This window comes from Thermogemmatispora tikiterensis, assembly GCF_003268475.1.
GTDB lineage: Bacteria > Chloroflexota > Ktedonobacteria > Ktedonobacterales > Ktedonobacteraceae > Thermogemmatispora > Thermogemmatispora tikiterensis.
Genome location: NZ_MCIF01000002.1, coordinates 3,865,464 through 3,880,504 on the forward strand (window position 1 = coordinate 3,865,464; position 15,041 = coordinate 3,880,504).

Annotated in this window: 13 protein-coding genes; 6 read left to right on the forward strand and 7 right to left on the reverse strand. The window is 60.7% G+C overall.

Translation table 11 applies throughout. The features are described from left to right. Positions 1-64: 64 nt before the first annotated feature. The 6 genes from A4R35_RS15515 to A4R35_RS15540 form a co-directional block, all read right to left on the reverse strand. A complete protein-coding gene (locus A4R35_RS15515; RefSeq protein WP_112430895.1) occupies positions 65-1,066 on the reverse strand; it encodes a DnaJ C-terminal domain-containing protein in 1,002 nt (333 codons plus the stop codon). A 367-nt stretch (positions 1,067-1,433) separates the two neighbouring features. Beyond that, the gene (locus tag A4R35_RS15520) at positions 1,434-2,141 is read right to left on the reverse strand and encodes a nucleotide exchange factor GrpE (protein WP_189361878.1); all 708 of its coding nucleotides are present in this window, start codon (positions 2,139-2,141) and stop codon (positions 1,434-1,436) included. A gap of 286 nt (positions 2,142-2,427) precedes the next feature. Then, positions 2,428-3,438 (reverse strand): segregation and condensation protein A, encoded by a 1,011-nt coding sequence (locus A4R35_RS15525; RefSeq protein WP_112430899.1) that lies wholly within the window; start codon positions 3,436-3,438, stop codon positions 2,428-2,430. Between the two features lie 212 nt (positions 3,439-3,650). After that, on the reverse strand, positions 3,651-4,241 hold the full coding sequence (locus A4R35_RS15530; RefSeq protein WP_112430901.1) for a hypothetical protein: 591 nt from the start codon (positions 4,239-4,241) through the stop codon (positions 3,651-3,653). Between the two features lie 8 nt (positions 4,242-4,249). After that, complete coding sequence (locus A4R35_RS15535) at positions 4,250-4,981, reverse strand: site-2 protease family protein (RefSeq protein WP_112430903.1); 732 nt, start codon at positions 4,979-4,981, stop codon at positions 4,250-4,252. Between the two features lie 172 nt (positions 4,982-5,153). Then, positions 5,154-6,077, reverse strand: a complete 924-nt coding sequence (locus tag A4R35_RS15540; protein ID WP_189361880.1) for an MBL fold metallo-hydrolase — start codon at positions 6,075-6,077, stop codon at positions 5,154-5,156. Positions 6,078-6,353: 276 nt separating this feature from the next. Here A4R35_RS15540 and A4R35_RS15545 point away from each other — a divergent pair, with 276 nt between their 5' ends. The 5 genes from A4R35_RS15545 to A4R35_RS15570 all read left to right on the forward strand — a co-directional run bounded on the left by A4R35_RS15545 (position 6,354) and on the right by A4R35_RS15570 (position 12,040). Further along, positions 6,354-7,094, forward strand: a complete 741-nt coding sequence (locus tag A4R35_RS15545) for an LppX_LprAFG lipoprotein (protein WP_189361890.1) — start codon at positions 6,354-6,356, stop codon at positions 7,092-7,094. A 43-nt stretch (positions 7,095-7,137) separates the two neighbouring features. Then, complete coding sequence (locus A4R35_RS15550; RefSeq protein ID WP_112430907.1) at positions 7,138-8,961, forward strand: MFS transporter; 1,824 nt, start codon at positions 7,138-7,140, stop codon at positions 8,959-8,961. After that, the gene (locus A4R35_RS15555; protein WP_112430909.1) at positions 8,958-10,184 is read left to right on the forward strand and encodes a DUF4097 family beta strand repeat-containing protein; all 1,227 of its coding nucleotides are present in this window, start codon (positions 8,958-8,960) and stop codon (positions 10,182-10,184) included. Before A4R35_RS15550 ends, A4R35_RS15555 begins: the two co-directional genes overlap by 4 nt. A gap of 116 nt (positions 10,185-10,300) precedes the next feature. Further along, the gene (locus A4R35_RS15560) at positions 10,301-10,921 is read left to right on the forward strand and encodes an alpha/beta hydrolase (protein WP_223258356.1); all 621 of its coding nucleotides are present in this window, start codon (positions 10,301-10,303) and stop codon (positions 10,919-10,921) included. A 441-nt stretch (positions 10,922-11,362) separates the two neighbouring features. Then, complete coding sequence (locus A4R35_RS15570) at positions 11,363-12,040, forward strand: tryptophan-rich sensory protein (RefSeq protein ID WP_112430913.1); 678 nt, start codon at positions 11,363-11,365, stop codon at positions 12,038-12,040. A 148-nt stretch (positions 12,041-12,188) separates the two neighbouring features. Here A4R35_RS15570 and A4R35_RS15575 read toward each other — a convergent pair whose 3' ends face one another. After that, complete coding sequence (locus A4R35_RS15575; protein ID WP_112430915.1) at positions 12,189-13,910, reverse strand: peptide ABC transporter substrate-binding protein; 1,722 nt, start codon at positions 13,908-13,910, stop codon at positions 12,189-12,191. Positions 13,911-14,283: 373 nt separating this feature from the next. On the opposite strand from A4R35_RS15575, the gene A4R35_RS15580 reads away from it, so the two are divergent. Beyond that, positions 14,284-15,021, forward strand: coding sequence for a cysteine hydrolase family protein (locus tag A4R35_RS15580; RefSeq protein WP_223258357.1), 738 nt, complete (start codon positions 14,284-14,286; stop codon positions 15,019-15,021). Positions 15,022-15,041 lie beyond the last annotated feature (20 nt).

The following is a 15,041-nucleotide window of genomic DNA, read 5'->3' on the forward strand; positions in this document are numbered from 1 at the left end:
GGCTGACTGCCGGTTGATAGGTTGGAGCGATCGGGCGAGATGAGTCAGGGCGAGCACCGGCTGCTCAGGTAGCCGAACGAACCTCGACGTTGCGCGTGCGGGCCAGCTGTTCGAAGAGCTGACGCTCCTCATCAGTGAGGTGCATGGGCAGCACCACCCGCACCCGCGCGTAGAGATTGCCCTGGCCCTCGCTCCGCAGACGGGGCATGCCTTTGCCCGCCAGGCGGAACAGCCGCCCGTTCTGGGTTTCCGGTGGGATGGTTAGCATCAGCTTCCGTCCGTCGGGGAGAGGAACGAGCGCCTCTCCGCCCAGCAGGGCCTTATAGAGATCCACATCGATATCCAGATAGAGATCGTCACCGCGGCGTTCAAAGACCGGATCGGGTTTGACGCTAATGATCAGGTAGAGATCGCCGCGCGGCCCGCCGCCGATGCCGGGCTGGCCCTCACCAGCAACGCGGATGCGCGAGCCATTGTCTACGCCAGCAGGGATCTTGACCTGGATTTTCTTGCTGCGCACGACCGTGCCCTGGGCGCCACAGGTCGCGCAGGCCCGTCCATGCACCTCGCCGATGCCCTGGCAGACGGGGCAAATCTCGGTCGACTGGATGTTGAAGGTGCGCGTGCCACCGGTATAGGCTTCACGCAATGTCACCTCGACCGGCTGCTCGATATTGTCCCCGGCGCGTCGCCGGAACTCCTGGCGTGGCGTGCGGGCGCTACGCCCGAAAAGCGCCTCGAAGAAATCGGAGAAGCCACTGTTGCTCTCGAAATCGAGCGTTGAGGAGCGGCCACTGCCATAAGGATAGGAACGCCGAAAGCCCGAGAAACCGGCGAACTGATCCTGCCAATTGGGGCCGAGCGCATCGTACTTGCGCCGCTTCTCCGGGTCAGAGAGCACCTCGTACGCCTCATTAATCTCCTTAAACTTCTCCTCGGCGAAGCGGTCACCCGGGTTCACATCGGGGTGATATTTGCGGGCCAGCTTGCGAAAGGCCTTCTTAATCTCATCGGCGCTGGCCCCGCGAGCAACGCCGAGGATCTTGTAGTAGTCTTTATATTCCATCTGCCCGCCCCTTTGTTTGTACGTTGAGAGCTGCTGGCTCTGATGGCTAGCTTGCCAGCTTCTGCCAGCGCGCCTGCTTGCGGAGCCACTACGAGTCTATCAGCTTTGGGGAACCCTACCACCTTACCACCGGCCTGTGACCATCTCCGGCCTGGAGTCGAAACCGAAGTGCAGGGAAAGGCCTCCTGCCTGCCGTCCTGGGCGAGAAGGAGCGATATGCGCTGAGACAGCTCGCCTGCTGGCTGCCTGGCTGCCTGCCTGCCTGCATCATGTCCCGAGGACCCTGATAGTCAGGCTCGGCGCGGCGCGGCGCGGCTGGCGTGAGTTGCCTGGCTTGGGATTGGGCCTTCCCCTGGCGGTCGCCGACTCAGGCCTCTCCCTGTTGTTCGCGCTCCTTATTGCTAGCGGCCACCGTCACTTTAACGCGGGCAGGGCGCAGCGTTTCATCGCTCAACTTATAGCCCTTACGGACCTCCTCCACGACGATGCCCTCCGGCTTCTCGCTGTCCTCGACGGCCTCGACCGCCTCATGGATATAGGGGTTGAACTGCTCGCCCACGGTAGGCACTGGGGTCAGGCCCTCACTGCGAATCAGCTCATTCATCTGCCAGGCCACCAGGCGCAACGTTTGCTGCAGGCCCTGGCGATCCAGGCTATCCTGATAGGCCAGCGCGCGATCCAGGTTATCCATCACCTCAAGCAACTTGTTCAGTAGAGCCTTCTTCTGCTGCAGAACGCGATCGGCAATCTCGCGCTCACGCCGCTTGCGGAAGTTTTCCAGATCAGCGCGCTCGCGGACAAACTTGTCCCAGTTCTCACGAGCTTCCTGGCGAGCCTGGGCGAGCTGGGCCGCCAGATCAGCAAGCTGGGCCTCCAGTTGAGCAATGCGCTCCTCTGGCGTGGGGCTGGGCTGCTCCTCTGCGGTGGCAGCGGGCGTCTCTGTAGACTCGGCTGGCGCTGCGGCGGCAGTGGCTTCCGGCTGCTCCTTTTGGGGCGTCTCAGCCGCCAGTTCCTGACCTTGGGGCGTTTGCTCAGGCTGCGGCCTCTCAGTAGTTTCCCTGGGTTCGTCCGTCATAACAACACTCCCCTCGTGCATACGTCTTGAGTCTATCTAGAATGGCACAGGGCGCAGCTCTAAGCCGCACCCCGCCAGCGGTCCTCTCTCGTTTTTGCACGCTTGCTCTGGAGCAAGCGCTCTCTCCAGGAGATTTACTATTGTTCTAGTATAAATTTTGAGCCTGCTCTTGTCAAGTTATGGCGAGAGCGAGCCAGCAACCAGCCCCATTGTCACCTGGCCGCTAAGGGGCAGAGAGAGGCGAGCAAAAGCAAAGGCAGGGGCGAGTCTGAGGTCGGACGAGCGGCTAGTCGCTCTCTGCCAGCATCTGGGTCGATTCCTCCTGCTCTGTTTCGTTCTCCTGCCAGCGTGGTCCGCGTTCGAGCAGAATCGGCCCAAAAAGGGTTTCCTGGCGAACACTGATACGCTCGTGTTTCCACAGGTCGAGCATGGCCAGAAAAGTCACCACGATCACCAGGCGCGAAGCGCCCGGTTCTAGCAAATCACTCAGCCAGAGGCGCGGGGTCGTGCGCAGACGAGTGGTGATGACCGCTATGCGCTCGCTTACGCGCACGCGTGCCGCGGGGAGCACCAGGCTCCCGTTGGCCTCTGCCTCGGCGCGGCTGCGAGTCTCAAGCAGACGACGGAAACTGCGAGCGAGCGCCTCGACCTCCAGACCGACTAAGGTTGGAGGAGTCCAGGCCAGTTGGGCTTCGATACCAGCCAGCAGGCTGGAGCGTCCGTAGGTCTGGAGGCCCGCCTCCGCTCGCTGGCGCAGGACTGAAGCGATCTCTTTAGCGATCTTATATTCCTTCAGATGGCGTTCCAGCTCGGCAGCCATTTCCTCGGCCTGGCGGGTCTCCTCCGAGATCTCCTGGCGCGGGTTACGCGGCAAGAGGCTTTGCGATTTGATAAAGAGCAAACGAGCGGCGATAGCGACGAAGGCGGCCATGTTCGCCAGGGGCAGCTCTTCCTCGTGCCAGCGGCGCAGATAGGCCAGGTATTGATCTGTGACGGCTACCAGGGAGATGGTGGTGATCTCCATCTGGCGTTTCTCGATCAGGTAGAGCAGAAGCTCCAGAGGCCCCTCAAAAACTGGCAGGCGCACGATGTAGCCGGTCTGGGGCAATCCCCAGAGTTCGGAGGCTCCCTGTAGAGGAAACTGGGTAGCCCTCTCTTCGCGCTCCCTCGCCTGCTCTGACTCCTCCCCTTGGCTGTGGGTCTGAGCATGGCGGGGCCTGGGCACTGGGTGGGAGAGAGGGAGAGAGGAAGTGGCCGTCGCCTGGGCCTGGCTGTTGCGCTCCTTGTCCTGTGTCATGCCGACAAACCTCGTCTGTGATGGGTGGCCTATAGCTGGCTGCTCGTGTCCAGCGCCGGGCAGCGCCAGGGCTGATCACAGTGGGACGGACGTGAGTCGAACTGTGCTGGCTGGCCCGCATGGACCTGGGTAAGGTCAGTATAAAAGGAGAGAGAAGAGCGGTCAAATCCTTCTCCTGGCCAGTTAGCCAGCATGCTATCTCACCCGGCTGGCTAAGATTGCTCATCAACCCGATGCAGCTCGGCGGCGGGTCCATCGGGCTGGTGGTGCGTACGGATATAGAGTACCGTGCGTTCGGAGAGGCCAGCCTGAGCTGCAAGAGTGGCCCCAATGTCTGCATGCCACCAGGCGTAGCCGAGCGCCTGCCGCCAACGAGGCAGCTCTGGCCGCGGATAGGCTGCCATACGTGCCAGCAGATGGGGAGCGAAGTGTTTACCGAGCACAATCACGGGCCGTGTCCAGAAAGGCACGCGCCCATTGCCCTTGCCCACATCGTGCAGGAGCGCGGCGATCAGCAGCTCCTGGTCATGGCAGCCGCTCGCCAGCAGGCCGCGGTAGACGCGCAGGCAATGGGCCTGGTCTGCGAGCGACATACTCTCAAAAAGAGCAAGCGCGGCAGGGGGCAGGATGGCTGCTAGCTCGGCACGCTCGGCGCTGCTCAGAGGACGACTGGGAGCAAGCTGGGCCCAAACCTGCTTGAGGCGATAGCCGATACGTCCAAATAGCGACAGACCATATGGTCGCTGTGGCCTGACTCTCGCGCTCTCCTGGCGCTCTTCTTTCTCTATCGGAGCTACACCCATCTCCCTGCTCAGAAGCTGTAGATTTGCGCAACATTGGTTGCGCTCAGGTTGGTCACCAGGCCAGCCAGGAAAAAGGCCCCTTCACGGATATAGTCGGGAATATGGGCCAGGAAAAAGCCGGGCATCTGGGCAAGCTCGGCGATGAAGGGGACGATGAAGAATAGCGCCAGGATGATCAGGGGACCCCAGGGGCCAGAGCGTGCAAACTGCAGGGCCTGGCGTGTTGGCAGCAGAATATAGACAATCTGGTAGCCATCAAGCGGGTAGACTGGCAGGAGATTCAGGATGGTCAAGGCCAGATTAGTGCAGCTGAAGACCATCAGGAATTGCGGTATGCGCAGCAGTACTGCATTCTCCGAGACCAGCGGGTAGACGAGGCGCGCGATCACAGCAAAGACCAGGCCCACTAGCAGACTAAAAATCGGGCCAGCCAGAGCAACCAACAAGGGACCGCTGGTACGTCCGCCGCGCAGCTTCCAGGGATCGGTCTTCACTGGCTGGCCCCAGCCCAGGCCAACTGGCCCAAAGGCGATGGGCATAAAGGCCAGAATCAGGCACAGCAGCGTCCCAAGCGGATCGAGATGGCGGCGCAGGCTCAATGTATAGCGTCCCTCGACCCGGGGCGTTGGATCGCCGAGCCAGATCGCCATTTGGGCATGAGCGAACTCGTGCAGCAGAATGGCGATCAAAAATGAAACGACGATCATCAACGCCAAAACCACATTGATTTTCGTCTCCATCGCTTTCCTCGTTGTCGATATCGGATCTCTGTGCAGGCTCCGTAGAGGCTGGCGTTTGACTCCAGGCAGGCGCTTCTGGCCAGGGAGATCCTCCTGTGAGCTGATGAGTGGCCGGCCTGGTGCATCTGCTTCCGGTGCTCAGCCTCTCTCGGGTGACGGACTGACATGGCTTTTATGGGCTGACCAGCAGGTCGATCTCCATCGCTTCTCGGGCCAGGCGCGACCGACTGAACTGCCGGCGAGTAGCGGACTCGATGCGTTCCAGCTTCTGGTCATCGTAGGTTGGCTCGTGGTGAAAGAGAACCAGCTCGCGTACCCTGGCCAATTGCGCCACTGTCGCCGCCATCTCGTAAGTACTATGGCCGAAGCCGCGCCGCGCATGCTGATAATCTTCGGGAGTATACTGAGCATCGTGGATGAGGAGATCGGCCCGTTCCAGGAAAGCCAGCATCTCGCTCTGGTACTCCTCTCCCCACTCTAGATCAGTGGCGTAGATCAAGCGCCGCCCGGCGTGTTCGATAGCGTAAAGCAGCGAGCCGTTCTGTGGATGGAGGGTCGTAAACCGGGCATGAACGCGGACCTCCGTCGGTAAAGGTGGCGGCTCCCAGGCAGCCTGATGTTCTTGCAGCAAGAGCGGCTGCTTGTAACCTGGTTTCCAGATGATCCACATGTTATCTTCCAGCGTGTAGAAGGCTCGCTGCGATGGTAGCTGACGAATATCGACGGGAAAGTAGGGTGGCGACATGATGGGTACAACAAGCCCTTCGACATCACGTCCAGCAAGGCGGGGACCAAAGAAGTCGATGCTGACCGTTGGTTCATAGAGAGGAGCAAAGAAAGGCAGTCCGAGCAGGTGGTCGCCATGCGCGTGAGTGATCAGCAGCGCGATGTGGAGCGCATTGCCGTTGCTGCGCCGCAGCAGCGAATCGCCCAGGGCGATAATGCCGCTGCCGGCGTCCAGCACCAGCGTACGCCCGCTGGCGTCCACCTCGACGCAGGCGGTATTGCCACCGTAGCGCAGCGTCTGTGTTCCTGGTACCGGGTAGCTGCCGCGCACGCCCCAGAAGCGAACACGGAAACGCGGCTTCTCAGCCATCAGTTGCTCCTTCGTGCCTGCTGACGTATTGCCTGTCGTTGCATGGTAATTATAGCTTGCGCTGCTCTCCTTGAAAAGGGCTGCTCTTCTCGAGCGGCAGGGCAGCTTGACCAGCGAGGCCAGCGATAGCAGGCCGGAGTTATCGATCGCGCCTGGACCCCGGGAAAGGAGAGAGACCGCTGCCTTACCTTCAGCCCTCATAACTGGTACAATCCTTAGCAGATGCATAGGACGAGGCGGAGCATGCACCGTCAGAAGACGCAGGTGTTGAAACATATGAATACAGCAAGAAGCGTGTCTTATGAAAGGAGAGCAAGGGATGCCGGGCCGGGCCGAGGCGGATGGTTAGCGGTGGTGGTGGCCCTGAGCGCCCTGCTCATGCTGGCGGCCTGCGGCGGCAGCTCAGCCCCTGATGCGCGGCAATTGCTCGCCGCGTCCCAGGCGGCCATGCAAAAGGTTCACTCCTATCATTTCAATCTCAAGGTTGAACACCCTGGCAGCGGCGCCACTCTGGTCATCCAAAGCGCCGATGGTGATCTGCTGGTTCCCGATCGCTTGCAAGCCAATGCTGGGGCCCTGGTCCTTGGCTCGCTGGTGCAGGTCAAGATCATTGTGGTGGGCGGACAGCAGTACATGACCGATCCCATTACGGGGCGCTGGCAGACCATCAACGGACTGCCTGATCCCCGCGTGCTCTCTGACTCGCGTACTGGGATCGCCGCTCTTTTGGGGCAGATTCGCAATCCGTCTACACCCAGCGAGAGCAGCATCGATGGTGTCGCCTGTTGGAACATCACCGGCAAGCTCGATGCCGCGTATCTACGCGGTTTGCTGGGCGATCAGACGCGGGCTGGTTCGCTGCTCGATGCCGCTGTCTGGATCGGCAAGAACGATCAGCTGCCCCACCAGATACGCCTGACGGGGGTGGCTGCCGATGGCGATACGAGCCAGACGGTCCGCACGTTGAAGCTCTCGAAGTTCAACGAGACGATTACGATCAGTGCGCCAGCTGTCTGACGCCTGCCAGAGCTGCTGGTCTCTCTGCCGCTGGAGGTGAGAGGTGCGCTCTCTTGCTCATGCCACGGGGCGTCGCCAGACTAAGATACGTGGGCAGCGACCCCTCCTGGCCCTGATCTTTGTCTGTGCGGCAGTCTTCTTAACGGCCCTTGATCAAACGGTGGTGGTCACGGCGCTCCCCCAGATCGTTGCCGATCTGCAGATACCGATCTTGCAGCTCGACCGCGCCTCCTGGATTATCAGCGGCTACTTGCTGGGGTATGTGATTGCCATGCCGCTGCTGGGTCAGTTGGCTGATCGCTATGGGCGACGGCGCCTGTTGCTTTTGTGTCTGGCCTTATTTGCCTGCGCCTCGCTGGTTTGCGGACTGGCTCCCTGGCTTGGGTCGCAGAATGATTTAAGTTTCTTGCAGATGCTTGGCGTGGATGTGCAGTCGCCCTGTCTGGTCTGGTTAGTGGGGGCGCGTGTGCTGCAGGCGGCGGGCGGAGGCGCTGTTGTACCGATCGCGATGGCGATTGTTGGCGACTACTATGGAGCGCGCGGTTTAGGCCCGGCCCTTGGCTTGATCGGGATGGTCACCGAGGCAGGGGGCGTACTTGGTCCCCTCTACGGAGCCTGGATTACGCAGACGCTGGGCTGGAGCGCCATCTTCCTGCTCAACCTGCCCCTCGTGGCCGCTCTCATGGTGCCGCTGGCCTTCTGGCTGCGCGAGTCAGCGCAGGTTCCCACGCCAGGGAAGGAGAAGCGACCTGGCGTTGATCTGGTTGGTGCTGCTCTGCTGGGGGCTGTCCTGCTCTGCCTCAGCCTCGGTCTGGCGCAGGAGGCTGCGCTCTTGACAGCAGGGCAGCCTGGTCTACAGGCCCGGGGTGCGCTGGAGAGTGCCGGCGCGCGCGGCAATCCCCTCTTGCTCGGCTTGGCACTGCTCCTGCTCGTCCTGCTAGTCTTCGTGGAGCGGCGCCTACAGCGAGAAGAGCCACCAGAAGAAGGCGAGGCCAGCCCTGGTGGACGAGGGCGCTGGTCTCGACTGAGCTTGCCCGGTCGCGGCGCGCCCGTGCTCGACCTGCGCCTCTTTCGCCGCCTCTCCTTTGTAGCGGCGGCTGTGGTCAGCCTGCTCGTGGGAGCGGCCCTGATCATTGCGATGGTAGACATTCCGATCTTCGTCGCCACTGTGCTGGGCGAGACGGCCATCTCCAGTGGCCTCGCCTTGCTGCGGCTGACGGCCATGATCCCCCTTGGGGCGCTGGCCGGTGGTTGGCTCTGCGAGCGCCTGGGAAGCCGTCCGGTGGCCATTGCAGGGCTCCTGTGCGCGGCGGCGGCTTTCTGGTTGATGCATTGGTGGCCGCTGCGAGTGGACTGGAACCAGATCACGCTGAGCACCATCCTGGGAGGCTGGGGCTTTGGTCTGGTCATTGCCCCTATTGGGGTGATTGCCCTGGATGCGGCACGTGAGCGGCGGGGTGGCCTGGCGGCGGCTCTCGTCACGATGCTGCGCATGGTAGGGATGATTCTCGGCCTGGCGGCGCTCACTTCCTGGGGCCTGGGCTATTTTCGTGCTCTGGCTGCTGCTTTTGTCCCGCCGCCTGGGATCACTCCCTTCAGCTCTGCTTACCTGGACGCCTATACAGCCTATCTGGTCGCCGCTGCCCATACCGTCTATACCACGATCTTCCTGGTAGCTGGTGTACTCTGTCTGCTGGCCGTTATTCCAGCTTTAGCCTTTCGCGAGAGCCAACCTGTGACCTTCTTCAAGCGTATTCCAAAAGAGGAGCAGGAATCTGCCCCAGTAATGACTGGCGTGGTTCGGCCAAGCCAGACCGAGGGCGAAGCCGTTCCAGCACCAGAGCCAAGAGAAGGGGAGCAGCTATGAGCAGAGAGAGCAAAGGACCTCGCTGGTCCGAGGAGCCGGGAGAAGAGAGTTGGTCTGCCTATGGAGAATTCCTTCCTCCGGGCCGCCGAGCGCAGCGTCGCTCCCGTCCCAGCGGCTCCGAGGCCACTCGCTGGCAGCCGGCGGAGGAGCCGCTGAGGCGCAGAAGGGCACCTCGGTGGGAGGGGGAGGACGCTGAGGAGGTGGTGGAAGAGGTTGCAATGGGAGGAGGACGGGAGAATCTCCTGTTTGTCGATGAGGAAGAGGAGCCTTCGAGCTATCGGAGAAGACACCAGGCAGACTACCGTCAACGGCGTAAGCGCCGCGGCCCCCCCTGGCTCTGGTTTCTCGGCGGATGCAGCGCGGCCATCCTTCTGCTACTGCTCGGGATCATCGTGGCCGTCTTTGCTGCCCTGCGCAGCGTCACCGGCAACAGTCCTTTGCCGATCCTGGGGCCAGCTGTCAACACCTATACTCAGACAAGTCAGCAGACGATCCCTATTAACAACTTGCAACAGCTCAAGGTGAGCAGCCAGATCGGCAGCGTGGACGTCGCTGTCGATTCCAGCCTGTCTACCCCGGAGCTGACGATCATCAAACAGGTGAGAGTGGGGGGCCAGGCTGAGGCCGATGAAGAGTTCAAGCGCATCAGCGTGCAGATACAGCCGGGACTGACCAGCTTGCAGGTCACGACAACGTTGCCGCAGAGTGAGGGCTTGAATGGCTCCAACGACACCGTCAATTTGCGCTTCAAGCTGCCGACCCAGGTCAATCAGGGAGCAACCCCTTTCGAGCTGAATGTCGAGCTGGCTGTGGGCGATGTCCATATCCAGGGCCTCAATGGCATGCTGGTGGTCGAGAATGAGGCGGGCAACATCACCGTTGAGGGGACGACCTTGACCAATGGCAGTAGCCTGCGCACGGTCAATGGCCAGGTAACCTTCAATGGAACGCTCGATACCCATCCCATTGCCGGCGGGCGACCGCTTTTTCAGATTCATAGTGAGGTTGGCCAACTGAATGTTACCCTGCCTGCCTCTACCGCTGTCGTGGTGGATGCCTATGTAAACAGCGGCAGGATCGTGAGCACCTTCCCAATTCAGGTCAGTACTAATGCCGGCTCAGCTACCTACTATGGACCTCTAGTACCAGGGAGTGGGCCAATGCCAACGGCGCTCTTGCGCCTCGATGTCGGCACTGGCACTATCAATCTGCACAGTGCATAAAGTAGCATATCTGTAGCGGACAGAAGATTCGTGCTATACTATGAGAGTGACGACTCTTGCTATGGGTGGCTCTTTATTTTCCGACTAGAAAGGCGGGGGATGTTATCGCACAGATCTTGCACGTTGATATACCGTCACCTCTGGGCCGTCTTGAGGGCATCCTGAAGCCCGAGGAAGCGGGTGTCAAACCGCACTATGTCTCCCTGGTCTGTCACCCACATCCGCTGTATGGGGGGACGATGGACAACAAGGTCGTCTTCAAGGTGGCCCAGATTCTTCAGGCCTTGCAGATACCGGCGCTGCGCTTCAACTTTCGGGGGGTAGGGAGAAGTTCGGGTAGCTATGATGAAGGGAGGGGGGAAATGGACGATGTGCGCTATGCGCTGGATTTCCTCAGCCATCGCTATCCGGGCCTCCCCGTCATTCTGGCTGGTTTCTCATTTGGCGCCTATGTGGGCCTGCGGGTGGGGGCCATCGATGGCAGGGTGCGGGCACTCATCGGCCTGGGTGTGCCTGCGCGCAGCTTCGATGGCGATACATTGCAGGGCTGTACCAAGCCCAAGCTGATCATCCACGGGACGCGGGACGAAGTTGCACCCTATGCTCTGACCGTTCGCTGGTTTGAGCAGTTGCCGGCTCCCAAGACGATGATCGCGGTCGAGGGTGCGGACCACTTCTTCCAGGGACGGCTGGATGAAGTGCAGACAATCATTGCCAGCTTCGTTCAGACGTTGTGACAGCCGGGTGATGGTCTGCTCGTCTGCCTGCCTGTCTGCCTGCCATCTTCGGTCAGGACGCAGGCCGTTTCCCCGCCCGCTTACCGCCTGCCCCTCACCTGCCGCTTCGCTGTGCTCGCTCCTCTCCCTGGTGCGAGCCTCGGCCCCCTTTCTCACTAACCGGGGTGGAGATGCGCGAGCGTTGGAGCTGTTCCACCTGGCCTGGCCGGCTGGGCTGCCCACCGCTGCCGCCTGTCTGCCTCTCTCTCTCCCCTCCTTCCGCATGCCTTGCCAGGGACAGGCCTCTGCCTCCCCTGCCGGGCCTGCTGCCCTGCAAGCGGGGGCGGAGCTTCCCTGGATGACAGTTCGCTTGCTTGGAGGGGTACAATAGCAGGCAGAGGCAGGTATACAAAGGTGCAGGGCAAGCTCACCCCTGCCCAGACCAGGAAGGAGGAGACGCATATGGCGCGGGCGCTCAAACGGGGTGAAGACAGGCTGGAGAGAGGCGGAGGCTGGTGGAGCCTGGCAAGAGCGCTATGGGTGCGCGAAGCAGGCCGGCCCTGGCGCTGGTATCATGGATTGCTCTTCTATTTGCTCGTCCAGGGACTGACCTTTGCCCTGAGCGGTCTGGTCAATCGCTGGCAGGGGCGGAGAATCAGCGGTCCGGGGCAGCTCCTCGGAGATGTCTCCTATTTCGAAGCATTGAGGCAGTCGATCTTTGCGCCCCCGGCCTGGGTCTTTGGTCCCGCCTGGACGATCAACAACCTGTCGGCCATCTGGGGGCTGCTACGCGTTCTCAACAAACCGGTCAACAGCGAGGGGCGCACAGCCTATCTGGCCCTGCAGGCCGCCTCATGGCTCGATTACATCATCTTCAGCGCCGCCTATTTTGGCCTGCGCTCACCATTGAACGCGCTCTTGTTGACGCTCTGCATGCTGGGCCTGACGGTGGCGAGCGTGCTTGTGGCCCTGCTCCGTCTACGCGATACGCTCGTCGCGCTTTCGCTCGCCACGCTCTTTCTCTGGCTGTTACTGGCCTCCACGGCGGCGATCTTTCAGGCACTGTGGAATCGCGATGCTTTCTACGGCGTAGGGCCATTTGCCGAGCCACAGCCGCGCCTGCTGAAGCGAATGAAATAGGCAAAAAAAGCCGGCGTGCGCAGCCGCTGAGTGAGCGATCCGCTCGAGCGGGATCGCGGCGGCTGGCAGCCGGCTTGTTGCTTTACCAGCGCGTGTCTGCCTGGACCTCCTCCGGGGGCTTCTGTGCTGCGCTCAGGGACTGGTCAGACTAGTGCTGAGCGATGTAGACGTCAGCCCATAGCTCAGGCGGGAAGAGACCCTGAGCGTTAAACTTCATGCCGATCACATAAGGCTTGAGCAGACGCACGCCGATGCGCTGATCAAGCGAGAGCCAGGCAACATCGTTAACCAGCTGCTGCTCTGCCTGGTTGTAAGCCTGGTAGCGGGCCGGGCCGTTGTCCATCGCGTCAGCCTGCTCCAGGTTCTGCTGAACCTGCTGCTGCTGAGCAGCGTCGCTGGAATTGTTCTGGCCGTAGTTGACCTGGTTGTTGGGAGAACCCTTGTCGAACTGGAGAGTCAGCCAGTCCTGCGGATCGGGGTAGTCGGCGATCCAGGCGATCGACCAGAAGCCGATACCTTTGGAGTTCCCCGGAGCCGCGTTCAAGTCCTCCAGCAGCTTGTTGAAGTCGGTGGCCACAGGTTTCACAGTGATCCCGAGCACGCTCTGCCACTGGCTGGTCAGTGTGGTGATCTCGTTGGTCACGTCCTGTGAGCCAGTGGGGTAGTAGAGCTGCAGAGGGGGCAACTGGGATGGGCTGGAGAGGCCCATTTCCTGGAGGGCCTGCTGCAGGAGCTGCTTGGCCTTGGTCTTGTCACCCGCTGTCGAGGTGACGCCCGCCGGGCCGGTCAGGCTGGCGTTATAGCCCGGCATGCCCTTCGGCACGATGTGGTATGTCGGCAGGCGAGTGTTCTTCCAGATCGCTGACATAATCTGGTCACGGTTGATGGCCAGCGAGAGCGCCTGGCGGAAGTGGATGTTATCATAGGGCTTGACCAGATAGTTCATGCCCAGATAATCGATCGAGAGCTGCGGCGTCTCGCTGTACTCGGCGGTCTTAGCACGCGCCTGCTGGATGTTGGTGATGGGGATCGGCGTGATATCGACCTGGCCAGTCTGGTAGACCTGGTAAGCCGTCTTCACGTCCTGGTAGAAGGGCATGATAATCTGCTGCAGCTGCGGCTTTGGCCCATAATAGTAGGGGTTGGGCACAAAGACGATCTGCTTGTTGTGCTGGTAGGACTGCACCTTGAAGGGACCGGTACCGCCGCCCTCCTCAAGGTGGTCGGTCCAGCTCTTGCCGTACTTCTCAATGAGGCTCTTCTCCACCACGTAGGAAGTGGGGTAAGCCAGAGCATCCAGGAAGTAAGCGGCTTTCTTGTTGAGCGTGATGCTGATCGTCTGTGGATCAGGGGTCTTCAGGCTGTCGCCGATGATGGTCTTGATCTTACCGGCGCCCAGCTGGTCGGAGTCCTTGATCAAGTTCAAATAGCTGCCAGCGACCGGCGACTTCGTGGCCGGCTGCAGGGCCCGGTCAATACTGTAGGCCACATCTGCCGAGGTGACAGGTGTGCCATCGCTGAACTTGACATTTGGCTTCAGATGGAAAGTATAGGTGAGACCGTCCGAAGAGATGTCCCACGAAGAGGCAATCTCCGGCTGTACGTTGAGGTTCTCGTCCAGCGTCACTAATCCGGTGAAGACCAGGTTAATGGCGGTCGACGAGGGTAGGTCGGTCACCATCGCCGGGTCGAAGGTCTCAATGTCCTGTACACCGGCGTTGGTGAAGATAAACTTCTGCTGACTGGCCGGCGCTTTGGCCTTAGTGGTGGTCCCGCTCTGTCCACCGCCACCGCAGGCGACGACAAAGAGGGCCAATCCCACCAGAAGCAGCAAGTGAAAAACGCCTGTGGTTACCTTCTGCTTCCTCATGTCTCTGAAACTCCTTCCCGCACCATTCGAATATGTCATTCCCACAGTTCGCTGCCTGATGGCTGAAGGAGAAGCGTCCTCGGCGGATAGTTGATCAGTGACACTTGCTGGTAATGCTGCACTAGGGGTAGCAACGAGCAAGAAAGAGAACCCTGGCACCAGCAGCACCCTGTCACGGGTGCGATTCTCTCCTCATTGACCCCTTCAATACTACGTCTCCAGGGAAAAAAATCTCACAACGTTTGATGGCTCTGGTTTGATTTTCCCTGGTAAGAAAGTGCCAGAACCAGTGTTTGCTCACCATCTCTCTCCTTCGCTTTCTGCGACTCCAGCGGCTCAATGGTGATACAATGGTCACAAAGTGCTGATTGGTATGAGTCAAGAGCTGTCTCTGGTGAGCTTTATGGATCACTACATCGCTCCTGATTTTGCTGCTGTTGCTCTCATTGTAATTGACATGCAAAGAGACTTTCTCGATGGCCAGCCGGCGGGGGTGGCAGGAACCGTGGCAATTGTGCCGCGCATTGTGCGCCTCCTGCAGGCTTTTCGGGAGGCAGAACGTCCGATTATCCATGTTGTGCGCATCTACCTGGCTGATGGCTCAAACGTCGATCTCTGCCGCCGGGCAGCGGTGGAGCGTGGAGCTAGCTGGGTCCTGGCTGATTCCCTGGGCTGCGAAATCGTACCAGAGCTGCTGCCTGATCGCTTCTCGCGCCTGGAAACGGCTCGCCTGCTGGCTGGTCAGATTCAGTATCTCTGGCCCCATGAGGTGGTCATCTACAAGCCGCGCTGGGGAGCCTTCTATCGCACGCCGCTGGAGGACTATCTGCATCGTGCCCATGTTTCGACGCTGATCATCTGTGGCTGCAACTTTCCCAACTGTCCACGGGCGACTCTCTACGAGGCAAGCGAGCGCGATTTCCGCCTGGTCCTGGTGGAAGATGCCGTCTCCGGCCTGTATGAACAAGGCAAGCAGGAGCTGCGCTCCATCGGCGTCTCGATCATGAAGAGTGCTGAGATTGTGGCTGAGCTGCGGCGTCTCAAAGCCGAGGCGGGCAAAGCTCCTTTGGAGGGTCCCGAGGTAGCGGGAGACAAGCCTGGAGGAGGATGACGACAAGACGTAGAGGCTGG

Coding starts and splice junctions, on each gene's coding strand:
- A4R35_RS15530 (WP_112430901.1), bottom strand. CDS start 4,241: ATGGGTGTAGCTCCGATAGAGAAAGAAGAGCGCCAGGAGAGCGCGAGA.
- A4R35_RS15575 (WP_112430915.1), bottom strand. CDS start 13,910: ATGAGGAAGCAGAAGGTAACCACAGGCGTTTTTCACTTGCTGCTTCTG.
- A4R35_RS15515 (WP_112430895.1), bottom strand. CDS start 1,066: ATGGAATATAAAGACTACTACAAGATCCTCGGCGTTGCTCGCGGGGCC.
- A4R35_RS15545 (WP_189361890.1), top strand. CDS start 6,354: ATGAATACAGCAAGAAGCGTGTCTTATGAAAGGAGAGCAAGGGATGCC.
- A4R35_RS15535 (WP_112430903.1), bottom strand. CDS start 4,981: ATGGAGACGAAAATCAATGTGGTTTTGGCGTTGATGATCGTCGTTTCA.
- A4R35_RS15555 (WP_112430909.1), top strand. CDS start 8,958: ATGAGCAGAGAGAGCAAAGGACCTCGCTGGTCCGAGGAGCCGGGAGAA.
- A4R35_RS15525 (WP_112430899.1), bottom strand. CDS start 3,438: ATGACACAGGACAAGGAGCGCAACAGCCAGGCCCAGGCGACGGCCACT.
- A4R35_RS15580 (WP_223258357.1), top strand. CDS start 14,284: ATGAGTCAAGAGCTGTCTCTGGTGAGCTTTATGGATCACTACATCGCT.
- A4R35_RS15520 (WP_189361878.1), bottom strand. CDS start 2,141: ATGACGGACGAACCCAGGGAAACTACTGAGAGGCCGCAGCCTGAGCAA.
- A4R35_RS15540 (WP_189361880.1), bottom strand. CDS start 6,077: ATGGCTGAGAAGCCGCGTTTCCGTGTTCGCTTCTGGGGCGTGCGCGGC.
- A4R35_RS15570 (WP_112430913.1), top strand. CDS start 11,363: ATGGCGCGGGCGCTCAAACGGGGTGAAGACAGGCTGGAGAGAGGCGGA.